Here is a 23,769-nt window from a genome sequence, read left to right as displayed (position 1 = left end):
ATTATTTCTTCTGGAATGATTTCAAAGCTACAGTCACTTGGCCGAATTGGCTTGGAGCAACTTGTTTCAACAAACCAGACATTGGAATCAGCTGTGGATTGATCCAAGCGTTGATTTCAGAGTTGTCTTCTTTGTTTTTAAGACGAGCGTGGATGCAATCGAAAGTTCCAGCAGGAACTGTGATGCGCGCTTCTTTAACTTCGATAACTTCGATGTCTTGTTTAGGGATTTGTTGTTCTTTACCGTTCACCAGCAATTTTTTGGTTTCGCCAGTGTTTGGATCGATCAGCATTTCCATTTTTTGCTTACCAGCAAAACCAAGATCCATATCCTGATTCATCCAGATGCCATCAGCGCCGATAGAAGCTACAGACGTGATCATGGAGCCTTTGATGAAGCCCATGTCGATGCTGTAGTCAGCTCTGTCGCCAACTTTCCAGTCCAAACCAGTTGTTTGAGCCTGTTCCAGAATACCAGGCATTTGAGCCTGAACTACTACTTCCGTGATAGATGGTGCTGCAACTGCATTAACAGAGAACGCCAAACCTAGGGCCGCAATAAGAGCCTTGAACATAAATTCCTCCTTGAATGGTTATATGGTCTCCTAATGAGACCACGACCAAGGGTGGTGCAGTCAAGACTCTATTTATTGTTCTCTGTAACTACTCACAAGAACTTGACGCGGCTTGCTGCCATTCGCTGGCCCCACAACACCTTCTTTTTCGAAGATCTCAATCATGCGGGCGGCACGCGGATAACCGAGTCTGAATTTGCGCTGAATTAAAGACGCAGAGATTTCTTTCTGCTCAGAAGCCCAAGACAGAATCTCGTCGTATCTTTCATCATACTCTTCTTCACCAAAGCCGCCGCCGTCGCCGCCACCAGCTTCGCCGCCATCACCGCCAGCAAATCCATCCAGGGCTTTCATCGCCAGTGGATCGTATTCCGGCTCTGCCTGCGATGCCCAGTGTTTCACGACATTGCCGATTTCGGCGTCTGACAAATAAGGACCATGGTGACGAGTTGGTTTTCCCACACCCGGCGCCTGGAACAGCATATCCCCGTTTGGCAGCAGACGTTCAGCGCCCGAGTCATCGATGATGATACGGGAATCCATCTTGGACGCCACTTTCAAAGCCACTCGGCCTGGGATGTTCGTTTTAATCAAACCGGTCACAACGTCTTTACGCGGAGACTGTGTCGCCAGAATCAAATGGATTCCGCAGGCACGGGCTTTTTGCGTCAGACGCTGGATCGGCTCTTCAATGTTTTGTTTTTCAACGATCATCAAGTCGGCCAACTCATCCACCACGATCACGATATAAGGCAGTGGCTGGTAATAGTACTGATCCAGCTTCGCTTTGCCTTCTTCCAGATCCTGATTGATCTTTTCGTGCTCTTCCACGTCGGCCTTGGAAAGATTGCCGGTCTTTTCGTTGAAGGCTTCAATTTTACCCACACCGAATTTCGACAGGGACTTATAACGTTTTTCCATCTCACGCACCGCCCACTTCAGCGCAGTCGCAGCCTTCTTCGGCTCGGTCACATGCGGAAGCACCAGATGCGGAACGGTCGAGAATGGTGCTAAGTCGACCATTTTCGGGTCAATCAGCACCAAACGCAGCGTTTTCGGTGAGTGTCTGAACAACAGACCCGTGATGATCGAGCCCACGAACACGGACTTACCAGAACCCGTCGTCCCGGCGATCAGCAAGTGCGGCATCTTTCTCAGATCCACAACTTTTGGTTCCCCATCCACCGCACGGCCCACGGCCATCGGCAGTGCCAGATCTTCGCTCCAGAAGGTGTCTTCCGCGATCAAGTCTTTGTAATAAACGGTTTCACGCTTTAAGTTCGCGGTTTCAATACCCACAACATCAGTGCCCGGGATGTGACCCACCACACGCACGGATTCTGAAGACAATGCCAAAGACAGATCGTCTTCCAGTTCTGAGATTTTTGAGATCTTCACATCGGCATTGGGTTTAAATTCATACATCGTGACCAGCGGGCCGGGTTTGGCGTCCTGGATGCTGCCTTCGATGGAGAAGTTCTTCAATTTTTCAACCAGTGAATCGGCCTTGCGCTGAATCTCGGCCTTGTCGATCTTGATTCGGGATGCTGGAGGATCTTCCAACAACGCCAATTTCGGCATATCCCAGTTTTCAATACGACGCGGAGGCTTGGCTTTCATCACGACTTTGCGTTTTTGCGCCAGACGAACAGCAGGAACTTCTTCCTCTTCATCGTCGTCGGATTCTTCCTCGTCTTCTTCGACTTCTTCTTCATCCTCTTCTTCGGCCGCGGCCAGAAGCTCTTCCAGCTCCTCGTCCTCTTCCTCTTCTTCAGATGCTTTTTCTACGAATTTTTTATCGGAAAGAGGGAAGATCGCCGCTTTGGCTTTTTCGTCTTTCTTGGACTTCTTGGTTTTTTCTTCCTTCACGAACATGCCAGAAAAGAACGCCGCAATTTTGTCGGTGAACTTTTTCTTTTTCATGTCAGCAAAAAGACCCTGGGGAATCTCTGCCAGTTCCTGCAGCGTGCGTTCGGAATAGAACACCACCAGCACGGCCATCAAAGACCACAAAATCACCTGCACACCCACGGAGTTAAACGCCTGCATCAGCGCCTGGGACACGCCCAAACCCAAAAGGCCCCCCAGATAGATCTGCCCCTGGAAGATCTTGGTGTTGGGCAGATACAGACTGAACAAAGCCGCCACGTTCACGATCAGCAGCAAAGCCCAGACAAAACGAATGTTTTTTAGGTTCAGGGATTCACCCTTGAAGCTGGCATAGGCGATTTTGCCAAAACAGGCCACCACAACCCAGGCCGCCAGGCCCATCGCCTGATACAGCATATCCGCCAGGAAGCTTCCGACAATTCCGCAGTAATTTGTGGATCTTAGGCCCTGTCCCATGGAATTTAGGGAAGGGTCCATAGGGTTGTAGCTAACAAGGGCCAGGGCGAGGAAAAGCCCCAAGCCTAAAAAGCCTATTGAAATGACGTCCTGTCGAAACTTTTTAAGGAATTGGTTCATTTAAAAAATTTACGAAATTCCCAGCAGTTAGTCATGCTCCCCGGGGCCTTCCTTGACTTAAGCCCCGGTATGCCCGACAAAGAGCCAGTCAAATGCTTAAAATAAATGAGATTTTCTATAGTATTCAAGGTGAAACGACCTATGTGGGCTGCCCCACGGTGTTCGTGCGCCTGACCGCCTGCAACCTGCGCTGCACTTACTGCGACACCAAGTATTCGTACTACGAAGGTGAGATGCAGACTCTGGAAGCCATCATCGCCGAAATCGATTCTCATAAGGCACCTAATGTTTGCATCACCGGTGGTGAACCGCTGTTGCAAAAAGAAGTTCACACTTTGATGAAAACTTTGTGCGACAAAGGCTACTTGGTTTCTTTGGAAACAAGTGGATCAAAAAGTGTTGAGATGGTTGATCCTCGCGTAAAAATTATTTTGGATGTGAAAACTCCTGACAGTGGTGCTGCAGATTCATTTGTGATGGAGAACATCGGCTTTTCCACTCCCAGCACGGAATACAAGTTCGTGATCTGTTCAGAAAAAGATTTCGAATGGTCTGAGGAATTCTGCCGTCAACATAATTTATTTGAAAAATTTGTGGTTTTATACAGCCCATCATACGGCCAAGTGTCTGAACGCTGGTTGGCAGAAAAAATTTTGCAGAAAAATTCATCAGCAAGGTTGCAATTACAGCTCCATAAGTATATTTGGAATCCCGAAACACGCGGAGTATAGTCTCTAACTATTCAGTCTGAAATTTTGGGAGTTCCATGACGCCGAACCTAAACAGTTCCGATAATCTTTTTGTCGCTAACCTTCAATCTGTAAGCTTGGAGAAACTAGTTAAAAGCAAACTAGAAGTTCTTTTTGCCCAGCAAAAAGAAGCACAAGTTGAATTGAACGGTTTGTACAATGTGGTTCTGGAACAAGTTGAAAAACCTCTTCTTGAACTGGCTTTGCGTGCCTATAACGGCAACCAGGTGAAAACCGCGCAAATGCTGGGCATCAACCGCAACACCCTTAAGAAGAAAATTGACAACTATAAGATTCGTGTAAAGAAAATGAACTAGTATCGTTCAAGTCTTGCATCAGCGGGCCACCTAGAACCACCACCACGCACGAGGCCCGCAAATTTTGAGTTCTATTAATTTTCGCCACTCTAGAGGGGTTCAATGAGTACGCGAATTCCACCACAAAATCTTGATGCCGAACAGTCCATACTGGGCGGTTTGATGCTAGATCGCGAAGCTCTCGATCAGGTCGGTGACGTCCTGATGGCCGATGACTTCTACAAGCCTGGTCACCAGAAAATCTACGAAGCCATCAAAGATTTGCACGCCAAAGGCCAGCCCATCGATATCATCACCGTGACCAACGTTCTGCAGTCCCAGGGACACATGGACGTTGCCGGCGGTCCTGAGTATCTGATCAGCCTTCTGGATAAAACCATTTCTTCTGCGAACATTTCCACTCACGCGAAAATCGTGAAAGACAAGGCGACTTTGCGCCGTCTTATTTCCATCAACTCATCGTTGATTGAAAAAGCCTACGATCAGGATTTCGTGGACGTGGAATCCTTCGTCGATCAGGCCGAATCCGAGATCTTCAAAATTGGTGATACCAAAGCCAAAACGGGCCTGGTGGGCTCTATGGAGATCGTTAAAGCTTCCATCCAGAAAATCGAAGAGCTTTACAAAAATAAAGCGGAGATCACCGGTCTTGCCACTGGTTTCAAGAAACTGGATGAAATGACTGCGGGTCTGCACGCGGGTGAGATGACGATCATCGCCGCTCGTCCGTCGATGGGTAAAACCGCGTTCTCTCTGAATATCGCCCAGCACGTGGCGCTTCGTCTGAAGAAGACTGTTGCTTACTTCTCCCTGGAGATGGGTAAAGAGTCCATGATGATGCGTATGTTGTCTGCTGAATCCAAAGTCAGCATGAGTGAAATCCGTAACGGCCGTATCCAGGATTCTGCATGGCCGAAACTGATCAACGCCGCCAGTGCGCTTTCTGAAGCTTCCATCTTCATCGATGATACACCGGGTGTATCGCCGTTTGAGATCCGTTCCCGTGCCCGTCGTCTGAAAGCTGAACACGGTCTTGATCTGATCATGATCGACTACTTGCAGTTGATGAGCATGAAACAAAAGATGCAGTCTCGTGAGCAAGAGGTTGCCGAAATCTCCAAATCCCTGAAAGCCATCGCCAAGGAATTGCAGATTCCAGTGATCGCACTAGCCCAGCTGAATCGTGGGGTTGAGGGACGTACCGAGAAAAAACCTATGCTTTCTGACCTGCGGGAATCCGGATCCATCGAGCAGGATGCCGACGTTATCATGATGCTTTATCGTGATGACTACTACGACAAAGAAAATCCGGACAAACAAGGTCACGCCGAAGTGATCGTGGGTAAACAGCGTAACGGTGCCACCGGCCCTGTAAAAATGCGCTTCGATGCCCAGTACAATAGATTCCGCGATGCAGATCCTGAAGGCAGCCCGGTGAGTCCACTGCCTCCACCACAGGCGCCCCCACCAATGCCGGGCGGCAGACCTAAAAACTTTGCACCGGGTTCAACGGTCTAACATAATGGGGTCCTATGGGGCCCCTTTTTTATTTCTTCCGTCGCAAGCACAAGCAAGAATTCAAACCTGTCGTTCTGGTCACGGGATGTTCCGCCGGTATCGGCCTGGCCGTTGCGCATCTTTTGCGCCGGCATCCTGAATATCGCCTGGTGCTGACCGCGCGGGAAAAAAGTCTGGATAAACTTCGCGACGAATTTCTGGAAGACGAACGCCTGCTGATTCGTCCGCTGGATGTGACCTCGGAAGCCGACCGTATTCAGCTGGTGAACGAAGTCAGCAAAGTCTGGGGTGGCATCGACATACTGATCAACAACGCCGGCATTTCTTACCGCGCGGTGGTTGAACACATGACCGAAAAAGATGAAGAGCTGCAAATGGCCACCAACTATTTCGGGCCCATGGGTTTGATTCGTCTGTGCCTTCCGCACATGCGCGAAACGGGCAGGGGAAAGATCATCAACGTGTCTTCGGTCAGCGGGATGCTGGCGATGCCGACGATGTCTTCGTATTCGGCTTCGAAATTCGCACTGGAAGGCGCTTCCGAGGCCTTATGGTACGAAATGCGCCCGTTTGGTGTGACGATCTCGCTGGTGCAACCCGGCTTTATTCACAGTCCTTCCCACAAAAACGTCTATCACACCCAGAACTCGGATCCAGCGCGCAACTGGAGTGGACCGTATTGCGATTTTTATAAGAACATGACTCCGTTTGTGGAAAAGATGATGAACATGTCGCTGACCACTCCGGAAAAAGTCGCCAAACAGATCCTGCACACGATGAAAACCGAAAACCCGCCACTCTGGATTCCAGCCACCCTGGATGCGACGGTGTTCTATTACATCCGTCGTTTGCTGCCTCGCCGGGTGCTTTTGCCGTTCCTGTACTGGTGCCTGCCAGGGGCGCGGCATTGGGCCAAAGAGCACACCCACAGACGATCCTAAGGCCGAACTGGACCTTGGACTTGTTTGGGGCTTTGGGGTTGAGTTCCCGTTAACCTCTTGATGGACTGAAGTCGTCTTCAATATAGAGACCTTTGAAAAGCATGGAGGCTGATCATGGGAAATAATCTAGCGAAGACAGTGGTTGCGGCAACTGGACTGCCACAGGACCCTGTCGAAAGAGAATTCAACAGTTTACTTGAAAAGCACGGGAAAAACCCCGACAGCCTGACGCTGGAAGAACTGCGTGAGGTGATGGCGGAATACCTGCAGATGGTCTTCCTGGAAATGCACGTCGAGGACGGCGCCGAAAGCGCATAAGCATCTCGCCCCCTTGAAACGAAAAAAGCCACACTGTCTCAGTGTGGCTTTTCTGTTTTCAAACTGATAGCGGGATTTACTTCGCCGCGACTGCTGTTTGTTTTGCTCTTTTTTGCAAAGTCTTCATCGCACCGTTGATGAAGTCAGCTTGAGATTTCACTTTCGTGTAAACGCTCACCAGAGAGCAGTCATCTTTACCGTCTTTACCGGCACCACGGCTGGTGATACCCCAAACGTACTGCTGACCTTTGATTTCCAGGAACGCCGGACCACCGGAGTCACCGTGGCAAGCGCCTTTGCCTTGAGACTGATCCAAAAGGATTTCAGTTTTACCGAAGGATTCAACGATCTCGACGTCCACTTTACGAAGACGGTCGTCAGATTTTGTGTTAACGCCATCTGTTTCGATCAGACCGTAACCCGCCAAAGTCACTTTCGTGCCTGGAACCAACAGGGATTCGTCAGACAGGAACTTCGCCACTTTGTAGCCCGGAGCCATGTTGCCCGCGAACTTCAATACAGCCACGTCGTTGGCGTCTTCACCTTGCTCGCCCATTTTGCCGTAGTCTTCATGAACAACCGCATCCGTCACCAGGCGAACATCTGTTCTTTCCATCTTGTTGATGTCAGTGTTGAAGATAATATAGATAGCCACTTCTTTGTATTCGTCGCCCACAACCGGAACGCAGTGACCAGCCGTCAAAACCATGTTGTTTTTAAGCAGGGAGCCCGTGCAGATGAAGGAACCTTCCTGACCGTCGTGAGTTTGTACAGAAGCGATAATAGCCACTGTGGTCTTTGCGATGGAGTCCGAAGTCTCTACCGGCTCACCGCCGATAATGCTTGTGCCTTGAGTGTTAACCGCATTTTGAGAAGCCGGTGAACATGCCACCAAACCTGCCAGAACCGTCGTCGTCAGAACCAATGCTTTAGATACGTTGATCAGTTTCATGTCGCCCCCTACCTTCCCCAAAAGGTGAGGCCGTTAAACACCCAAAATGGCACCAGTGCAATACAATTTTTCAAATGTGGTCCATAAAAAAGTCTTATGGATAAAAAGAAAAGGGACCCTTGTGGGGTCCCTTTAAATGAAACTTCAATAATCAGAAGCCTGTAATGCGGCTTACGCGCGCTCAACAGCGATCTGGATCTTAGCTTCCATGCCTTCAGCATAACGAACAACCGCTTTGTGCTGACCCAATACTTTGATTGGCTCTTCCAAGTGGATGTCACGACGGTCAATAGAGTGACCCATTTTCTGAAGTTCTTTAGAGATGTCTGTAGTTGTTACAGTACCGAACAATTTATCAGTGTCACCAGCAGCCAGTTTGAATGTAACTGTCGTGCCGTTGATTTTGTTAAGAAGTTCTTGTCTCTCTGCCAAAGCTTTTTTCTTTTTCGCTTCAGCTACACGTTGCAAGTGCTCGTACTCTTTTACGCGTTTTTCAGTAGCTTCTGCAGCCAGTTTACGTGGGAACAGGAAGTTTCTCGCGAAACCTTCAGAAACGTTCACCAACTCACCAACACGACCTACATCTTTAACGTCTTTTTGAAGAATAACTTTCATGTGATCTCCATAGTTTTTAGCTGTTTTCAGACGGTGTCTTCATCTTGCGAAGACGCGCTCTGAAATCAACCCAGTAATCGATCAAGCCAACCACTGCCAGAATCGGCAATAACTGACCGACCAAGATTATGTACGTCAGAACCCGAATGAACAATCCTGCTCTCATCGAATTCAGAAATACCTCCAACACCGCCAGCCCCTGAAAGAAATAAAGAACGATTGCGACGTTCAGTATATTAACTGCGAGGATAGCAATGGCCTTACCGCCAAAACTCACCATTGTCAGAAGGAAGGCTGTCATCGCCACCCAAATAAAATAATCGGGCAAACGATATTCCAACAACTTGAGCTGAGAGGCAATTTTCTCGCGGGGCAAATTGAGCCACGAAAAAACCCTTCTCTCAAAAATAAGTCCCAAACCCAGGGCTAAAACCAAAATGATAACCACGGCTGAGGGAACCTGCTGCATCAGAACACCCGGATCCATTTTCACAGCGGGATTCATTTCCTGAACTTTCTGTGCGAACTTTTCCACCAGTCCCTGAACTTCAGCATACGTGTTGATGCCGTTTCTTTTGAAAGCCCCCAGGATACCCAGGCCAGCGGCCACAGATCCCACAGAGACACTCAGCAGTCCCGAAATCCACCACCCAAGTCCTCGTTGTTCCATTTCCATATAGGCGCCTAAAGTCATCCAAACAGAGCCTAGAAACAGAGCGAGAGGTTGAGCGTTCAGGAGCCACGCTGCTCCTGTGACCACGATCCCCAAAATCCAAAAGGCGACGGGGCCGTAAGTCTTGCGTAATACACGAAGAAGAGGGGCGCCCATGACCACAGTGAGCATCGACAACAAAATCGAGAGTGATGAAATTGTGATGAACTTCTGTGGGGTCGCCGTCTTCTTCATGGCTTACGCCTTTTCTAAATTATTCGCCTTTGTCGTAACGCTCAGAACGCTCTGCTTTAGCAGCAGCAAATGCAGCTTTACGGGCAGCAGCTTTTGCTTCACGTTCTTTTTCACGAGCAGCAGATTCAGCAAGACCTTTTTTGAAGCCTTCCATGAATTTGCCCAATGAAGTGCGCTCATCCAAGCGAGTGTGCATAAAGCGAAGAACTTTGTCGTTGATACGCATAGTTCTTTCAAGCTCTGCAATAGCTTGAGTATCTGCTTCGAATGTAGAGTGGAAGTAGATAGCTTTTTTCAGCTTACCAATTGGAGTTGCCAAAGTTCTTTTGCCCCAAGTTTCCAAAGAGTTGATGGAACCTTTGTAGGATTCAATCGTGGCTTTGTTCTTCTTGAAAAGATCTTTTTGCTCTTCCAAAGAAGCATCCGGGTGCATAAGAACGACAACCTCGTAAGGTTTTTTCGTTGTAGTAGTTTCCATTGAACTATCCTTTCGGTTTATAGCCCCCACCTCTGTGTGCGGGAGCAAGGATGACTTTTTAAAATGTTTTACGGGTTTAGCACGGCTTTGGCCCAAGCACAAGGAATAGGCAATTGAATCCCCAAGAAACCAGCCCTAGAATGTGTAAATGGTCACATTTATTGAGATTATGGACGGTCCCAACGAAGGTTCCCGCTTCAAGGTAGAAGAGGGTTTGACCCTGGGTCGATCCAAGGCCGACATCATCATCAAGGACGGAAAAGTCTCCAGCACCCACGCCCAGTTTGCGGTGGACGGGAAGGGGCAATTCGTTCTGCAGGATCTGGAATCCTCCAACGGGATCCATATCAACGGCCGCCGTGTGAAAAAAGTGGCCTTATTACCGGGGGTTATCTTCGAGCTTGGTAGGACCCAGTTCAAAGTCGTGACCGTTGAAGAAGAACTCGCCTTGGACTTCAGCCGCCTGATCACCTGGCGCAGTATCTTACAAGACCGCCTGGGGGGACTGGAAGCCCCTAAGAAATCCACACCCATCACCCTGCAAAGCTTTAGTCCTGCGCTGCGTCTACAGTTCATTCAAGGCATCCAAACCGATGAGGAAATTATTTTAGGGTACGGCCCCCGCAAGGCCGGCGCCGACTGCCTGGATATTGAGCTTTTGGATGATGAGGCCCCCAAAGAGGCCTTCGAGCTGCACTCTGGACCGGGCATGGTCGAAATAAAAATTAAAGCACCTGGCCGGGTCACACTTAACAATAAATCCGTAGATGCCGAAATGTTAAAAGATGGGGATTTGATTTCTGTGGGGAACACCCTTATTAAAGTCACCTACATCTAGAGGAAGGCATCATGCAGACCACACCCAAAACCACCGGCAGCTTTGAAAGCTTCGACGGCACTCCGATTTACTACGAAGTGCGCGGCGAGGGCGAGCCCCTGGTGTTGGTGTATGGCATCGCCTGTCTGCTGAATCACTGGCATCACCAGATTGAATACTTCTCCAAAAAATACCAGGTCATCAGTTTTGATCTGCGCGGGCATCAAAAGTCCTGTCCCGTGGCCGACGTCAGTCAACTGACTGTGGAAGCCCTTTCCAAAGACATTATCGGGCTTATGGCGCACTTAAATATCCGCAAGGCCCACTTTGCTGGGCACAGCTTTGGCGCGCCTCTGTTGCTGGATCTGTACGAAAAAAAGTCCGAGCTGTTTTTGTCGATGGTCTTTATCAACGGCTTTGCGAAAAATCCGATCAAGGGCATGTTCGGTCTGGATGTCGTGGAACCGTTCTTCTATTTTGTGAAGTCGCAATACGAAAGTCAGCCGGACGTGTGGAATACTCTGTGGAAACTGGCAGTGGATAACCCGATGTCGATGTACATCGCGGCCCTGGCCGGCGGATTCAATCTGAAAGTCACCCACTTCAAAGACATCGAGGTCTATGCCCGTGGCGTGGCCCGCATGAATCTGGAAGTGTTCCTGAGACTGTTTGAAGAGCTGATGAAGTACGACGGCGAACCGGTGCTGGAAAAAATCGAAGTGCCCGTGCTGATTATTTCCGGCGAAAAAGACATGGTCACGCCGATCCGCTTTCAATACCACTTCAAAGAAAAGATCAAACACTCGGAATTTGTCCTGGTGCCTTACGGGTCCCACTGCACTCAGCTGGATTTCCCGGATTACACCAATCTGAAAATCGAAAAATTCCTGCTGGATGTGAAAGAAAATAAGATCTGAATCTTAGAAAATAAAAAAGCCACTCATTTCCAGAGTGGCTTTTGCTTTTTCAATCACCAGTGGGGCTTATTATCTCCACGCCGCTTTAGTGATATCGAAACCGTATCTGTTAACTGAATCATCGGAAGTGAAGACGATCTTCACATACTCACCATCAATCACCGGAGAGAATGTTTCATCGTTCTTGCCGCTCATGGTGCCGACAAGTTTGCCATTGGCATCGTAAAGCTCCACTTTGTCATAGTCTCTCTCAGTGTCGAACTTGGAGAAATAGACAGAGATCTGCTTTGCGCCCGGTACAGAAACTTCATACACCAGGTTGGATTTGTTGGTGTAAGGGTGCGGAGTGGAGTGAGCCACATCCACAGTCTGCCAGTTTACGGGATCGTTTGGATCCGGCTGTGGCAGGGTGTTTGTCAGCATGGTGTAAGCATTTGCCAAACCACCTTTGGATTTACCACGAAGACCCGCCAGAGGCTTGGAAGTCGCGATAATTCTTTCTTTCATCTCGATACCTGTCAGATTCGGCTCTGCTGTTGCCAGAAGAACGGCCATACCAGACACGTGAGGTGTCGCCATGGAAGTACCAGACCAGGAATCGTAACCCGCACCTGTGATGGAGGAAACGATGTTCACACCCGGAGCGCCCACGTGAACTTTGGTTTTACCATAGTTCGAGAAGGAGGCGATCTGACCGCGGTTGTCGATAGCTGCGACAGACAACACGTTTGGCACATCGTAAGTTGCAGGGTAAGTCGGGTTGGAATCGTTGTTGTTGGATTCATTCCCCGCAGCCGCCACAAACAAAGTACCTGCAGCGTTGGATCTTTCGATCGCTTGTTTCAAAGTCTCAGAGTAACCACCGCCACCCCAGGAGTTGGAAAGGATTTTTGCACCCTTGGAAGTTGCGTAATCAATGGCTTTCAAAGCGCCGTCCAAAGAACCGGAACCGCTCGCAGAAAGGAATTTCACACCCATGATGCGAACATTCCAAGCCACGCCCACAAGACCTTTGCCATCGTCACCGGAAGCACCGATGGTACCAGAGCAGTGAGAACCGTGACCGTGATCATCCAATGGATTGCCGGTTGGTTTCGCCGCTGTTACAAAGTTTGCACCGTAAATGTCATCGATGATGCCGTTGCCGTCGTCATCAACACCCGCTTTACCATTTAGTTCTGCATCGTTCGTCCAAAGATTGGATTTCAGATCCGGATGGTTGTAGTTGATACCCGTGTCGATTACGGCAACAACAACATCTTTGGAACCCGTCGTGATATCCCAAGCTTGTTCCGCACCAATGTCGATGCCGGCAATGCCCTCACGTTTTTGGGAATCAGCCTGACCAGTGTTGATCATGCCCCACAATTGACCCAGCATTGGATCGTTGGGAGTTTTATTGATTCTATAGATGAAGTTCGGCTCAACGATGTCCACGTTGGGATTCATCGCCAGGGATTTCATCACGTTGGATTGGATTTCAAACACCGGGCGTTTGATCACGACGATGTTTTGACCAGGGATTACATCTTTAATGTAAGAACCCAGATCCTGGCTCAGCTCTTTCATGGAAGAAACTGCGACGGCTTCGTCCTTGAATTTTACGATGAATTCACCAGGTACGGATTCCGGCGTTGCTGCAAACGCGTTCAATCCTGTGATCAGCAAACCGAAGATGGCTGCCTTGGAGGCTCTTCCGATAAGCCCTTTCATATGATCCTCTCCTTCATTGGGTGATTTTCCAGAAAGCGAAGGGGAAAAATTTTCCCAGACGTTTCCTAGTTCCAAAATGGTACCAATGTGAAAGGGGGCTGGTTATCTATCTTTCGATTGTGGTTAGATTTCTTAAAAATTTTGGCTCAAAGTCCAGTTGTTTCCAGACGAAAGTCCAGTGGTGAGCAGGGATTTCCACCGGGCTCTCGACTAAGACACGGCTTTCTTGCTGGTCTTTGGTCTAGGTGTTGCGTCCTCAACAAAATCAAAACTGAGTTGTTGAGGGGTTTTAAACTGAACAATGCGTTCAGGGTTTGCCGCCATCTCTTTTTTCTCAGAAGGAGTCGGCACGCTGACTCCTGTTGAAGCTTTGATGAGGTGTTTAATAAAGGCTTCTTTCACACTGTCGGGTGCGTTTTTGTTAAAGCCCAGTTCTGCCATCAGTTGATCAATCTTCTTCATAAGCCCAATCCTTGGTCTAGTTTCGGAAGTTTGCTGAACAAGCTTTAGAAGTATTCGAAGATGAATTGATTCAAAGATGTCTCTCAATAAGACAGACCCATGATGCAGAATTTAAAGGTTAAAGGTGCCTGGTGATTTTTTACACCTACACAGCGTCATTTACCTTAAGTGAGCGAATTAACAAGCAGAAGTCTAAACAGAATAGCCGTGTTTAGGGGGACTTAACGCGCCGTAGGTGTAAAAAGTCACCAGGCACCTTTTGGAAATAAAAAAGGGAGTCCGAAGACTCCCTTTGAAGATTTAGCCGGCGCCGCCGTCTTTGTGTTTTTCACGTTTGGTGACGTTGGCCACGAAGAATTCGCGGTTCATGCGGCTGATGTTGGTCAGCTGGATTTCTTTCGGGCAGGCTGCTTCGCACGCACCTGTTGTGGTGCAGGCACCGAAGCCTTCTGCATCCATCGCACCCACCATGCGCATGGCGCGTTCTTTTCTTTCAACCTGACCCTGCGGAAGCAGTGCCATGTGAGAGATCTTCGCGGAAGTGAACAGGGCCGCAGAGGCGTTCTTACAAGCCGCCACACATGCGCCACAACCGATGCACGTTGCAGAAGACATCGCCTCATCCGCATCGGCCTTCGGAACCAGAATCGCATTGGCGTCAACCGCGTTACCGGTGTTCGCAGAGATATAACCACCGGAAGAGATGATACGATCCAAAGCGGATCTGTCCACCATCAAGTCCTTGATCATCGGGAAGGCTTTTGCACGGAAAGGCTCAATTGTCAGAACCGCACCGTCGTTGAAATTACGCATGTGCAGCTGACACACAGTTGTGGATTTCATCGGACCGTGGGCTTCACCGTCGATCACAAAACCACAAGTACCACAGATACCTTCACGGCAGTCGTGGTCAAAGGCGATAGGCTCATCACCTTTTGCAACCAGCTCTTCGTTCACAGCATCCAGCATTTCCAGGAAAGAAGCGTCTTCAGAAACGTTCTTGGCCTGATACTCTGCAAAGGCCCCCTGGTCTTTCGGGCCTTTTTGTCTCCAAACTTTCAAAGTCAGATTAATATTTTTTCCAGACATGCTACGCCTCTTATTTATAGCTACGAGTTGCTAGGTGTACGTTTTCGAATTTCAGCTCTTCCTGGTGACGCACGGACGGTTTGTTTTCGCCAGTGTATTCCCAAGCAGCCACGTGACAGAACTTCTCGTCATCACGTTTGGCTTCGCCATCCACCTGATACTCTTCACGGTAATGACCGCCGCAGGATTCCTGGCGCTCCAGGGCATCACGGCACATCAACTCACCCAGCTCCAGGAAGTCCGCCACACGTCCTGCTTTTTCAAGCTCGACGTTGAGGTAATTTGCATCACCCGGAATACGCACGTTGTTCCAGAACTCTTCGCGGATTTTTGGGATTTCCTGAAGGGCCTTCTTCAAGCCGGCTTCGTTACGACCCATACCGCAGTATTCCCACATCACGTTGCCCAGCTCTTTGTGGAAGCTGTCCACTGTGCGGGCCCCTTTGATGTTCATCATTTTTTTGATTTCTTCCTTCACGCCGTGTTCAGCCGCTTTGAAGGCTTCATTCGTGGTCGCCACTTTTTCAAGTTTGGTTCCACCCAGGTAGTTCCCCAAAGTGAACGGCAGTACGAAGTAACCATCCGCCAGACCCTGCATCAGTGCAGACGCACCCAAGCGGTTGGCACCGTGGTCAGAGAAGTTCGCTTCACCCGCAACGAACAGACCTGGAATCGTAGATTCCAGATTGTAGTCCACCCACAGACCACCCATGGTGTAGTGAGGAGCCGGGTAAATCATCATCGGCTGTTTGTACGGATTCTGGCCGGTGATTTTGTCGTACATTTCAAACAGATTTCCGTAACGCTCGGAGATCTTGTCTTCACCCAGACGCTTGATCGCGTCCGCGAAATCAAGATACACAGCTTTGCCGGTTTCATTCACGCCACGGCCTTCGTCACAGCGGTATTTCGCCTGACGGGAAGCCACGTCACGAGGAGCCAGGTTCCCGAAGGACGGGTACACACGCTCCAGATAATAATCGCGTTCGTTTTCCGGGATGTCATTTGGATGACGTTTGTCACCGACAGCTTTTGGCACCCAAACGCGACCGTCGTTGCGCAGGGATTCAGACATCAAAGTCAGTTTGGACTGGTTTTCGCCGTGAACCGGAATACAAGTCGGGTGAATCTGAGTGTAACAAGGGTTCGCGAAGTAAGCGCCACGTTTGTGGGCTTTCCACGCTGCCGTCACCGCACAGTTCATCGCATTGGTGGAAAGGAAGAACACGTTGGAATAACCGCCGGAAGCAATCACCACCGCATCAGCTTCGTGAGATTCAATTTCGCCGGTCAAAAGGTTACGTACCACGATGCCGCGGGCTTTGCCGTCGATCACCACAACATCCAGCATTTCGCGGCGGCTGCGCAATTCAACGTTGCCAATATCAACCTGTCTCATCATCTCTGAGTAAGCACCCAGAAGAAGCTGCTGACCTGTCTGACCGCGGGCATAGAAAGTGCGGGACACTTGGGCGCCACCAAAAGAACGGTTGGCCAGAGTTCCGCCGTATTCACGGGCAAATGGAACCCCCTGAGCCACCATCTGATCGATGATGTTCGCAGACACTTCCGCCAGACGGTAAACGTTGGCCTCACGTGCACGGAAGTCACCACCCTTAACGGTGTCGTAGAAAAGACGGTACGTGGAATCGCCGTCGTTCTGGTAGTTTTTCGCAGCATTGATACCACCTTGAGCCGCCACAGAGTGGGCACGGCGAGGGGATTCATGCACGCAGAAAGCTTTTACTTTGTATCCCAGTTCACCCAAAGAAGCCGCTGCAGAGGCGCCGGCAAGACCGGTTCCCACCACGATGATGGAGTGCTTTCTTTTATTCGCCGGGTTCACCAGCTTGTAGTCGAACTTGGTTTTGGTCCATTTGGATTCAATCGGGCCACTTGGAATTTTGCTGTCTAAATTGTGAGCCATGTGTTGTCCCCTTAGTTACCGACAAGGAAAATGTAAACAGGTTGAGCGATGAAACCCGCAGCCACAACCACGGCATAACCGTAGCTGAGTTTTTTCCACGTGTTTCTGTATGTGCCTTCCATCAGACCCAAAGACTGGAATGTGGAGCCGACACCGTGACTTAGATGGAAGCCCAGAAGAACCAGACACACCACATACCATGCGATGTAAGCCGGACTCTGGAAGACTTCAAACATCAGTTTCGCCAAGTCACGCATCACCACACCATTGACGGTGGTTTCATAGTGCGTGCCGTATTTGAAAGTGATCAGGTGAAGGATGATGAAGACCAGAATCAAACTGCCCTGAACCGCCATGGTACGAGAGGCCAGAGTGACTTTCTTCTTTCCACCCGCAGCAACAGCATAACGCTGTTGTTTGGCTTCACGATTGTTCTTCGTGAGGCTGAGGGCGCAGAAAACGTGCACGATCAACGCCAGAACCAGAACGGCTTCCGCGACGTAGATGATGTTTCCGCTTGTCAGTGCGTGTCCGTAAGCATTGTAGGCATCGTTACTGACAAAGATGAGTAGATTGCCGGCCATGTGTGCGAGAACAAATCCCGCCCAGACTAAACCGGTGATTCCCATTAGGTACTTTTTCCCGACCGTAGATCCGAGAAATCCAGACATGGTGTAGAACCCCTTGTTTTTGGTGTGTATTTTCTCAATAAGTTTCCAGTTACTTTACTCCCGGGTGCAGCTTTTTGTCCATGTCCCCCGTCATGTTTCGCGACACGTTAAATATACAATTTAGTTTTGCCTTTCCTGGACTTGGGATAGAACGAAACCCTCTCAAAAACGGGGTAAAACATGAAGATTTTTGTGTGTATCAAGCAGGTGCCTGACACCGAAACAAAGATTAAGATCTCTCCCGACCAGACTGGTATCGACACGGCGGGTATTAAATGGGTTATGAACCCTTATGACGAATATGCAGTTGAGGAAGCCAACAAGCTTCGCGATGCAAATCCGGGATCCCAAGTATGGGTTCTGTCTGTTGGACCAAAGGCTCGTGTCGTTGAATCCTTGCGTACGGCTTTGGCTATGGGCGCTGACGAAGCGATCGTGGTGAACGGCGAAGGCCTGGACAACTTTGCCACGGCAAAAGCTTTGGCTGAAGTGATCAAAGCTGAAGGCGGCGCAAAAGTCATCTTCTCCGGCAAACTTGCAATTGATGACAATGCTTCCTCTGTCAGCCAGATGATGGCTGAATTCCTGAACGTTCCTCACACCACAGTGGTATCGAAATTCAATTTCAATGGCGAAAACGTTGTGGTTGAGCGCGATATCGAAGGTGGCGCGAAAGAAGTTGTGCAAATGATGACTCCGGCGGTTGTGGCGGCGAACAAGGGTTTGAACATGCCTCGTTACGCAAGTCTTCCAGGCATCATGAAAGCCAAAAAGAAAGTGATCAAAGAAATCGAATTCGCTTCTTTGAACATCCCGGCTTCTGACATCAAAATCAAATACTCCGGCTTTGCTCTTCCGGCTGATAAACCAGCTGTAAAAATGCTTTCTGGCGATGCTTCTGCACAAGCGTCCGAGCTGGTTAAACTTCTTCGCGATGAAGCGAAGGTTCTGTAAGGATTAAGACATGGGTAAAATTCTAGTTTTTGCTGAACACACAAATGGTAAACTAAAACGCAGCTCTCAAGAGCTTCTTCAGGCAGCAGCGGCTTCCGGCAACACAGTGGTTGCAGTGGCTTTCGGTTCTCACGCAGGTGATGTGACGGCAGCTTTGGGTCACAACGGGGCTTCTGAAGTTCACGTTGTGAAAGACGCTTCTTTGGATGCCTACAATCCAGAGGCTTTCACTGCGAATATCGCAGCGATCATCGGCAAAGTTCAGCCGACTATCATTCTGGCCTCTGCGTCCTCCACCGGTAAGGATCTTTTCCCTCGCGTGGCGGCTCGTTTGGGCGTGGGTGTGGCAAGTGATTGCACGACTTTGACTATTTCTGGCGACAACGTGACTGCGGTTAAACCAATGTACTCCGGCAAATGTTTTGCGACGGTGAACTTTGAAAACAGCGCCGTTAAAATCGTTTTGATGCGCGCCAATCAACTTCCAGTGGCAGCCGCGGACACTTCCAAAACTGCAAACGTGGTTGAACACGCGGCTGCAGCGGCGGACCTGAAAACCTTGATCAAAGAAATCGTGAAGGGTGCTTCCGAAAAATTGGATCTGACTGAAGCTAACATCGTTGTCAGCGGTGGTCGTGGTCTGAAAGAAGCGGCCAACTTCAAGATTTTGAATGATCTTGCAGACGTTTTGGGTGCCACAGTGGGTGCTTCCCGTGCGGTTGTTGATGCGGGCTGGGTTGGTCACGGCATGCAGGTGGGTCAAACTGGTAAAACAGTGGCTCCGACTTTGTACATCGCGGTGGGTATCTCCGGCGCTATCCAGCACTTGGCTGGTATGAGCGGATCCAAAGTGATCGTGGCAATCAATAGTGACGCCAACGCGCCGATCTTCCAAAAAGCGACCTACGGCATCGTGGGTGACGCTTTGGATATCGTTCCGAAACTGACAGAAGAGTTCAAAAAAGCTCTTCACCACTAATCGTGTTTAGAAAGTATATTCTTCCGATTATTGTTTTCGTCTTCTACCGAACCCTCTCATGGACATGGAGGGTTCGGCTTATCGAGCCTGATTCCCTGAAACAATCTGTTGATTCCGCAACTCCATCTCCGGTGGTGCTCGCGCATTTTCACGGAGATGAGCTCGCTCTTTTATCCATCGTCAAAAGATACCGTATCGCCACCATCGCTTCACAATCCAAAGACGGCGAGTTGATGGCGACCGTGCTGAAATGGCTGGGGGCAAAAACCAGTCGTGGGTCTTCCACACGCGGTGGCGTGCAAGCCCTGAAAGGTCTTTTGCGTTTGGTAAAAGACGGGGGAAATTGCAGCTTTGCTGTGGATGGTCCAAAAGGCCCGTTACACAAAGTCAAACCCGGTGTGTTTGAACTTTCACGCATGATTCACGGTCCGATTTACGCCGCGGGTGTGGCGTGTGATCGTGCGATTCATTTCCCCAAATCATGGAATAAAACCTTCCTGCCAAAACCCTTCGCCAAAGTGATCATTTACTGGGTGGGACCGATGGCTCCAGTGAGCAAAGAGATCGATCCAAGAAACCCAGACCTTGCTCTAGAGTTAGAGGCTCTTTTGCACCAAGCTAGGCAGCAAGCTCTTAAATTCATTGCGGATAATGATGCCCAGTGCTAGCGTTTTAGCATAGTTCTCATTCAACTTTTTAAAGGGACTTTTGAAGCATGAAACTTGTAATCAGCATCTTGTTGCTCATCTCTGCGACCGCTTTTGCACAGAAATCCACGGACGTCGTGGCTCAGGTGGGTAAAAAAACTATCACGCTTGAAGACTTCAATAAAAAGTACAACGAAGTGAAGTCTCAGACGATCAACCCGCCAACCAAAGAGCAGTTCCTGGAAGACCTGGTTCGTTACGAAATGGGTGTTCAGGAGGCTGAAAAGCGCAATCTGCAAAAAGACCCTATCGTTCAAGACCGTTTCAACCAGGAGATGTACAAAGCCCTTCTGGAAAAAGACATTGGTCAGCGCGTTCAGAAGATCCAGGTTTCCGATGCTGAAATGAAAGCCTGGTATGCCAAGAATCCTGAACTTCGCACCAGCCACATCCTGATTGAGTTTAAAGCAGGGGCGACTCCGGCGCAGGTGGCTGAAGCAAAAAAACGTGCGACAGAAATCTACGAAGAGGTTAAAAAGAGCAAAAGACCATTTGAAGAGCTGGTGAAGCTTTACTCTGACGATGCTCTTTCCAAGCAGGTTGGCGGCGATATCGGCTGGCAATCCCGCGTGACACTGGTTCCGAATTATTACGAAGCGGTGGTCAACATGAAGGTCGGTGAGATTACGGGGCTTATCGAAACTCAGTTTGGCTTCCACGTTATTAAACTGACCGGTCGCAGAAGCTTTGAGAACGCGAACAAACGCCAGATCAGAGCGGCCGTTTTCGATGAAAAAAGAAAACAGGTCTTTAACGACTACTTCGAAAGAATGAAGAAGTCTTATCCGATCAAAGAAAACAAAGGTCTTCTTAAATAAGGATTTGATCCGATGAAATTTTCAAAGAGCCCCGCACTGACGGGGCTTTTTATTTTTATGAGCCTCGCTTTGGCGGGATGTCCATCAAGTTATCAAAAACTCTCCACCAAACCTGTGGAGAAGGTGAACGATCACGTTCTGACCTCCAAGCAGTTTGCCAACCAGCTGGCACGAAGGCTTAGAAATTTCGACGCCCTGGCCGCGAAGGATCCCAACAACATCCATCGCATCAAAGAAGAAATTCTGCGCGACTTCCTGGTGAAAAGCCTGACGCTGGACTGGGCACGGGCGCAAAGTATCGTGATCTCGGAAAACACCCTGGATAAAGAAGTCGACAAACTGCGCGCGAACTATCCGGATGATCTTTCCTTCCGCCGAGCCCTGGCTTTGGAGAATCTGTCTTTCTCGGAATGGCGTGAAGAGCTGAGATATTCCCTGGTCGAACGCGAGGTCTTTAAAAAGATCAACGAAAAGGTCAAAGCACCCACCGAAGAAGAGATCAAACGTTACTACGAGGACAACAAAGACCGCTACAAGCGCAAAGAACGTGTGTTCCTGCGCCAGATCGTGGTGGATGAGGATGCGAAAGCGGACGCCATCAAAGTCGATCTGAAAACCGGTGATTTTGCGGAGCTTGCCCGGAAGTATTCCATCACACCTGAAGCCAAGCAGGGCGGGGTTGTCGGCTGGATTGAAAAAGGCACGGTGGACTACTTTGATCCCCTGTTTAATGTCGGCTCCGGCGTGCAAACAATCAAAAGTCCATTCGGAATCCATCTGATTCGGGTGGAAAAAAAGGCCCCAGCTTCCACATTGTCCCTGGAAGAGGTCAAACCACAGATTATCCGGGCGCTTCGCGCACAACGCGAGCAGGCGGAATACGTCGCATGGCTTGATGCCCAGCTCAGAAGTAGTAAAGTCTTAAAGGACTATGAACTGATGAATTCCATCAAGGTGGATACACGAGGAACCAATGATTAATCTTCTTTTTGCTTTGCTAGTGGCTACACCAAGTCATGCCGAGATTGTGGAAAAAACTGTGGCTATCGTGAATAGCGAACTGGTTTTGGAATCTGACTTCAAAGATCTTGTAAAACGCATTCCAAAACAGGGCATGGTCGATGAGTCTTTGTTGTTTGATAAACCTGCCACCAGCCTTATCGGAAACCGCAAGGCGCAGCTGGATTACCTGATCAACGAAAAGATTCTGCAGTCTGAAATCAAACGTCTGAATCTGGCCGTCACCAACGACCGCGTGGAATCCGAACTGAAAGAAATGGCCCGCAAAAACCAGGTCAGCGAAGCGGAACTGGCCAAAGTGATCCAGCAGCAGGGTGTTTCCATGGATGACTACCGCCGCTTCCTGAAAGACAGCATTGAAAAACGCTCTTTGATGGATGCCGAGATCATTTCCAAACTGCGCATTTCTGATGAAGACGCTTTGAATGAGTATCTGAAAACAAATCCGAACAACCGTCCGTCCATTGACGAGTTCTCGGTGTCCCACATCTTCTTCAACCCGAAAAAAGGCGGCGCGGAAGCGTCCATCAAACGTGCTGAAACCGTGCTGGGTAAACTTCGCAGCGGTGAAAACTTTGAAAACCTGGCGCAGCAGTTCAGTGAAGATCCCAATTTCTCCACCGGCGGGGCTCTGGGCACATTCAAATCTGGGGAATTTCTTCCGGAAATTGAAGAGGCTATTTCCAGCCTGAAAGTGAACGAGACCACTCCGATTGTGAAATCCCGCATGGGTTTCCACATCGTGAAACTGACCGGGAAAAAGCTGACCACCGATCCGAAGTTTGAACGCGCCAAAGACAAAATCAAGGCGCAGCTTCTGGAAAACAGCTTCAAACGTCAGTTGAAAAACTGGCTTCAAACCAAACGTGATGAGTCGTTCATCCGTATCAATGAGTAAACTTCGAATCGCTCTTACGACCGGGGATGTGGATGGCATTGGCTTTGAGGTCACTGCCAAGGCTCTGCATCACCTGGGCCCGCAAAAGGGCGTGCAGTTTTTGTTGTGGCGCCCGGATAGCGCTTCACAAAAGTATTTGAAACTGATTGATCAGAAATTCGAGCGCATCACCGTGGATGACCTTTCCCAGGCTCTGGAAATCGAAGGTCCTTACCTGATAGATATTGCCTCGGACCTGGCACCTGCGAAATGGGTGGAATTAAGCGCCAAGGCCTGCCTGAAGAAAGAAATTCACGCGCTGGCCACAGCCCCCTTGTCCAAAACTTCAATCAAAGCGGCGGGCTTTAAAGACCTTGGGCACACGGACATTTTAAAAAGACTTTCTGGCGCCAAACATGTGCACATGGGTTTTGTCGGTGAAAAGTTCAACGTGGTTTTGGCCACCGCACATCTGCCGGTGAAAGAAATCACCAAGCATTTAAGTTTCAGTGTGCTGGCCGAAGCCCTTCTCAACGCCAATGAGCTCAGAAAGAAACTTCCCGCGTCCCAGGCTAAAAAACCCATCGGTGTTCTGGGTCTGAACCCCCATGCCGGCGAGGCCGGCCTGATCGGGCAGGAAGAGCTTTTGTTCTTCCCCGAGCTTGTAAGTTTTGCCAAAGAGAAAAAGATTCCATTTGAAGGACCCCTGGTTCCGGACGCAGCTTTCTTCCCGCAAAACTGGAAGAAATACTCCGTTTATTTGAGCCTGTATCACGATCAAGGCCTGATTCCGTTTAAAATGATTCACGGACAGGACAGTGGCGTGCATATGACCCTGGGGATCCCGTTTATTCGCACCAGCGTGGACCATGGGACTGCCAAGGACATCTTTGGTAAGAACAAAGCCAACCCCCATTCGATGATTGATGCCGTTCGCTGGGCGGTAAAATTAGCTCGACTCTAGAGCTCAGAAATTATAAGCC

At 49.4% G+C, this 23,769-nt stretch carries 25 protein-coding genes; 14 read left to right on the top strand and 11 right to left on the bottom strand.

Features of this window, described 5'->3' with window-relative positions; genetic code table 11:
- Window position 1: 1 nt before the first annotated feature.
- Window positions 2-574 (bottom strand): hypothetical protein, encoded by a 573-nt coding sequence (locus BD_RS00195; RefSeq protein ID WP_011162665.1) that lies wholly within the window; start codon window positions 572-574, stop codon window positions 2-4.
- A gap of 72 nt (window positions 575-646) precedes the next feature.
- Window positions 647-3,040: a DNA translocase FtsK gene (locus tag BD_RS00190; protein ID WP_011162664.1), complete on the bottom strand. Its 2,394-nt coding sequence runs from the start codon at window positions 3,038-3,040 to the stop codon at window positions 647-649.
- Between the two features lie 92 nt (window positions 3,041-3,132).
- Between BD_RS00190 and BD_RS00185 the strand changes: the two genes are divergently transcribed.
- The 5 genes from BD_RS00185 (at window position 3,133) to BD_RS00165 (ending at window position 6,883) form a co-directional block, all read left to right on the top strand.
- Window positions 3,133-3,771: a radical SAM protein gene (locus tag BD_RS00185; protein WP_011162663.1), complete on the top strand. Its 639-nt coding sequence runs from the start codon at window positions 3,133-3,135 to the stop codon at window positions 3,769-3,771.
- Window positions 3,772-3,866: 95 nt separating this feature from the next.
- Complete coding sequence (locus BD_RS00180) at window positions 3,867-4,106, top strand: helix-turn-helix domain-containing protein (protein ID WP_015089245.1); 240 nt, start codon at window positions 3,867-3,869, stop codon at window positions 4,104-4,106.
- 102 nt (window positions 4,107-4,208) lie between these two features.
- Window positions 4,209-5,624: a replicative DNA helicase gene (gene dnaB / locus BD_RS00175; RefSeq protein ID WP_011162661.1), complete on the top strand. Its 1,416-nt coding sequence runs from the start codon at window positions 4,209-4,211 to the stop codon at window positions 5,622-5,624.
- Window positions 5,625-5,638: 14 nt separating this feature from the next.
- On the top strand, window positions 5,639-6,565 hold the full coding sequence (locus BD_RS00170; RefSeq protein WP_011162660.1) for an SDR family oxidoreductase: 927 nt from the start codon (window positions 5,639-5,641) through the stop codon (window positions 6,563-6,565).
- A 114-nt stretch (window positions 6,566-6,679) separates the two neighbouring features.
- Complete coding sequence (locus BD_RS00165) at window positions 6,680-6,883, top strand: hypothetical protein (protein ID WP_011162659.1); 204 nt, start codon at window positions 6,680-6,682, stop codon at window positions 6,881-6,883.
- A gap of 76 nt (window positions 6,884-6,959) precedes the next feature.
- Here BD_RS00165 and BD_RS00160 read toward each other — a convergent pair whose 3' ends face one another.
- From BD_RS00160 to rpsF, 4 genes are all read right to left on the bottom strand, one after another.
- Window positions 6,960-7,835 (bottom strand): S1 family peptidase, encoded by an 876-nt coding sequence (locus tag BD_RS00160; RefSeq protein WP_011162658.1) that lies wholly within the window; start codon window positions 7,833-7,835, stop codon window positions 6,960-6,962.
- 171 nt (window positions 7,836-8,006) lie between these two features.
- On the bottom strand, window positions 8,007-8,450 hold the full coding sequence (gene rplI, locus BD_RS00155; protein ID WP_011162657.1) for a 50S ribosomal protein L9: 444 nt from the start codon (window positions 8,448-8,450) through the stop codon (window positions 8,007-8,009).
- A 16-nt stretch (window positions 8,451-8,466) separates the two neighbouring features.
- Entirely contained in the window at window positions 8,467-9,357 is an 891-nt protein-coding gene (locus BD_RS00150) for a DUF2232 domain-containing protein (RefSeq protein ID WP_011162656.1), read from the bottom strand.
- Window positions 9,358-9,376: 19 nt separating this feature from the next.
- The gene (gene rpsF / locus BD_RS00145) at window positions 9,377-9,835 is read right to left on the bottom strand and encodes a 30S ribosomal protein S6 (RefSeq protein ID WP_011162655.1); all 459 of its coding nucleotides are present in this window, start codon (window positions 9,833-9,835) and stop codon (window positions 9,377-9,379) included.
- A 148-nt stretch (window positions 9,836-9,983) separates the two neighbouring features.
- Here rpsF and BD_RS00140 point away from each other — a divergent pair, with 148 nt between their 5' ends.
- Together BD_RS00140 and BD_RS00135 are read left to right on the top strand one after the other, a co-directional pair.
- Window positions 9,984-10,673 carry an FHA domain-containing protein gene (locus BD_RS00140; RefSeq protein ID WP_011162654.1) on the top strand — a complete coding sequence of 230 codons (690 nt, stop codon included), beginning with the start codon at window positions 9,984-9,986 and terminating at the stop codon, window positions 10,671-10,673.
- Window positions 10,674-10,684: 11 nt separating this feature from the next.
- Window positions 10,685-11,569 (top strand): alpha/beta fold hydrolase, encoded by an 885-nt coding sequence (locus tag BD_RS00135; RefSeq protein ID WP_011162653.1) that lies wholly within the window; start codon window positions 10,685-10,687, stop codon window positions 11,567-11,569.
- 69 nt (window positions 11,570-11,638) lie between these two features.
- Here the strand turns inward: BD_RS00135 and BD_RS00130 are convergent, their stop codons facing one another.
- From BD_RS00130 to BD_RS00110, 5 genes are all read right to left on the bottom strand, one after another.
- Entirely contained in the window at window positions 11,639-13,282 is a 1,644-nt protein-coding gene (locus BD_RS00130; protein WP_011162652.1) for a S8 family serine peptidase, read from the bottom strand.
- Between the two features lie 210 nt (window positions 13,283-13,492).
- On the bottom strand, window positions 13,493-13,744 hold the full coding sequence (locus tag BD_RS00125) for a hypothetical protein (RefSeq protein WP_011162650.1): 252 nt from the start codon (window positions 13,742-13,744) through the stop codon (window positions 13,493-13,495).
- 300 nt (window positions 13,745-14,044) lie between these two features.
- The gene (locus BD_RS00120; protein ID WP_011162649.1) at window positions 14,045-14,833 is read right to left on the bottom strand and encodes a succinate dehydrogenase/fumarate reductase iron-sulfur subunit; all 789 of its coding nucleotides are present in this window, start codon (window positions 14,831-14,833) and stop codon (window positions 14,045-14,047) included.
- A 10-nt stretch (window positions 14,834-14,843) separates the two neighbouring features.
- Entirely contained in the window at window positions 14,844-16,760 is a 1,917-nt protein-coding gene (locus tag BD_RS00115) for a fumarate reductase/succinate dehydrogenase flavoprotein subunit (RefSeq protein WP_011162648.1), read from the bottom strand.
- A gap of 11 nt (window positions 16,761-16,771) precedes the next feature.
- Complete coding sequence (locus BD_RS00110; RefSeq protein ID WP_011162647.1) at window positions 16,772-17,431, bottom strand: succinate dehydrogenase cytochrome b subunit; 660 nt, start codon at window positions 17,429-17,431, stop codon at window positions 16,772-16,774.
- A gap of 180 nt (window positions 17,432-17,611) precedes the next feature.
- Here BD_RS00110 and BD_RS00105 point away from each other — a divergent pair, with 180 nt between their 5' ends.
- From BD_RS00105 to BD_RS00075, 7 genes are all read left to right on the top strand, one after another.
- The gene (locus BD_RS00105) at window positions 17,612-18,385 is read left to right on the top strand and encodes an electron transfer flavoprotein subunit beta/FixA family protein (protein WP_011162646.1); all 774 of its coding nucleotides are present in this window, start codon (window positions 17,612-17,614) and stop codon (window positions 18,383-18,385) included.
- A gap of 10 nt (window positions 18,386-18,395) precedes the next feature.
- Entirely contained in the window at window positions 18,396-19,364 is a 969-nt protein-coding gene (locus BD_RS00100) for an electron transfer flavoprotein subunit alpha/FixB family protein (RefSeq protein WP_011162645.1), read from the top strand.
- Between the two features lie 134 nt (window positions 19,365-19,498).
- On the top strand, window positions 19,499-20,032 hold the full coding sequence (locus tag BD_RS00095) for a lysophospholipid acyltransferase family protein (RefSeq protein ID WP_226987867.1): 534 nt from the start codon (window positions 19,499-19,501) through the stop codon (window positions 20,030-20,032).
- A gap of 47 nt (window positions 20,033-20,079) precedes the next feature.
- Window positions 20,080-20,889: a peptidylprolyl isomerase gene (locus BD_RS00090; RefSeq protein ID WP_011162643.1), complete on the top strand. Its 810-nt coding sequence runs from the start codon at window positions 20,080-20,082 to the stop codon at window positions 20,887-20,889.
- 12 nt (window positions 20,890-20,901) lie between these two features.
- Complete coding sequence (locus tag BD_RS00085) at window positions 20,902-21,870, top strand: peptidylprolyl isomerase (protein ID WP_011162642.1); 969 nt, start codon at window positions 20,902-20,904, stop codon at window positions 21,868-21,870.
- Window positions 21,863-22,807, top strand: a complete 945-nt coding sequence (locus BD_RS00080; RefSeq protein ID WP_226987866.1) for a peptidylprolyl isomerase — start codon at window positions 21,863-21,865, stop codon at window positions 22,805-22,807. The genes BD_RS00085 and BD_RS00080 overlap by 8 nt, the downstream gene beginning before the upstream one ends.
- Window positions 22,800-23,750, top strand: a complete 951-nt coding sequence (locus tag BD_RS00075; protein ID WP_011162640.1) for a 4-hydroxythreonine-4-phosphate dehydrogenase PdxA — start codon at window positions 22,800-22,802, stop codon at window positions 23,748-23,750. The genes BD_RS00080 and BD_RS00075 overlap by 8 nt, the downstream gene beginning before the upstream one ends.
- Window positions 23,751-23,769 lie beyond the last annotated feature (19 nt).

The sequence above is a fragment of the Bdellovibrio bacteriovorus HD100 genome (assembly GCF_000196175.1).
GTDB classification, from domain to species: Bacteria; Bdellovibrionota; Bdellovibrionia; order Bdellovibrionales; family Bdellovibrionaceae; genus Bdellovibrio; species Bdellovibrio bacteriovorus.
Note: the sequence above shows the minus strand (reverse complement) of the source record. Positions and strands in the feature narration are given on the sequence as shown.

Excerpts from the sequence above, each read along its gene's own strand:
- BD_RS00195 (WP_011162665.1), bottom strand. The coding sequence starts at position 574 with ATGTTCAAGGCTCTTATTGCGGCCCTAGGTTTGGCGTTCTCTGTTAAT.
- BD_RS00190 (WP_011162664.1), bottom strand. The coding sequence starts at position 3,040 with ATGAACCAATTCCTTAAAAAGTTTCGACAGGACGTCATTTCAATAGGC.
- BD_RS00185 (WP_011162663.1), top strand. The coding sequence starts at position 3,133 with ATGCTTAAAATAAATGAGATTTTCTATAGTATTCAAGGTGAAACGACC.
- dnaB (WP_011162661.1), top strand. The coding sequence starts at position 4,209 with ATGAGTACGCGAATTCCACCACAAAATCTTGATGCCGAACAGTCCATA.
- BD_RS00170 (WP_011162660.1), top strand. The coding sequence starts at position 5,639 with ATGGGGCCCCTTTTTTATTTCTTCCGTCGCAAGCACAAGCAAGAATTC.
- BD_RS00165 (WP_011162659.1), top strand. The coding sequence starts at position 6,680 with ATGGGAAATAATCTAGCGAAGACAGTGGTTGCGGCAACTGGACTGCCA.
- BD_RS00160 (WP_011162658.1), bottom strand. The coding sequence starts at position 7,835 with ATGAAACTGATCAACGTATCTAAAGCATTGGTTCTGACGACGACGGTT.
- rplI (WP_011162657.1), bottom strand. The coding sequence starts at position 8,450 with ATGAAAGTTATTCTTCAAAAAGACGTTAAAGATGTAGGTCGTGTTGGT.
- BD_RS00150 (WP_011162656.1), bottom strand. The coding sequence starts at position 9,357 with ATGAAGAAGACGGCGACCCCACAGAAGTTCATCACAATTTCATCACTC.
- rpsF (WP_011162655.1), bottom strand. The coding sequence starts at position 9,835 with ATGGAAACTACTACAACGAAAAAACCTTACGAGGTTGTCGTTCTTATG.
- BD_RS00140 (WP_011162654.1), top strand. The coding sequence starts at position 9,984 with ATGGTCACATTTATTGAGATTATGGACGGTCCCAACGAAGGTTCCCGC.
- BD_RS00135 (WP_011162653.1), top strand. The coding sequence starts at position 10,685 with ATGCAGACCACACCCAAAACCACCGGCAGCTTTGAAAGCTTCGACGGC.
- BD_RS00130 (WP_011162652.1), bottom strand. The coding sequence starts at position 13,282 with ATGAAAGGGCTTATCGGAAGAGCCTCCAAGGCAGCCATCTTCGGTTTG.
- BD_RS00125 (WP_011162650.1), bottom strand. The coding sequence starts at position 13,744 with ATGAAGAAGATTGATCAACTGATGGCAGAACTGGGCTTTAACAAAAAC.
- BD_RS00120 (WP_011162649.1), bottom strand. The coding sequence starts at position 14,833 with ATGTCTGGAAAAAATATTAATCTGACTTTGAAAGTTTGGAGACAAAAA.
- BD_RS00115 (WP_011162648.1), bottom strand. The coding sequence starts at position 16,760 with ATGGCTCACAATTTAGACAGCAAAATTCCAAGTGGCCCGATTGAATCC.
- BD_RS00110 (WP_011162647.1), bottom strand. The coding sequence starts at position 17,431 with ATGTCTGGATTTCTCGGATCTACGGTCGGGAAAAAGTACCTAATGGGA.
- BD_RS00105 (WP_011162646.1), top strand. The coding sequence starts at position 17,612 with ATGAAGATTTTTGTGTGTATCAAGCAGGTGCCTGACACCGAAACAAAG.
- BD_RS00100 (WP_011162645.1), top strand. The coding sequence starts at position 18,396 with ATGGGTAAAATTCTAGTTTTTGCTGAACACACAAATGGTAAACTAAAA.
- BD_RS00090 (WP_011162643.1), top strand. The coding sequence starts at position 20,080 with ATGAAACTTGTAATCAGCATCTTGTTGCTCATCTCTGCGACCGCTTTT.
- BD_RS00085 (WP_011162642.1), top strand. The coding sequence starts at position 20,902 with ATGAAATTTTCAAAGAGCCCCGCACTGACGGGGCTTTTTATTTTTATG.
- BD_RS00080 (WP_226987866.1), top strand. The coding sequence starts at position 21,863 with ATGATTAATCTTCTTTTTGCTTTGCTAGTGGCTACACCAAGTCATGCC.
- BD_RS00075 (WP_011162640.1), top strand. The coding sequence starts at position 22,800 with ATGAGTAAACTTCGAATCGCTCTTACGACCGGGGATGTGGATGGCATT.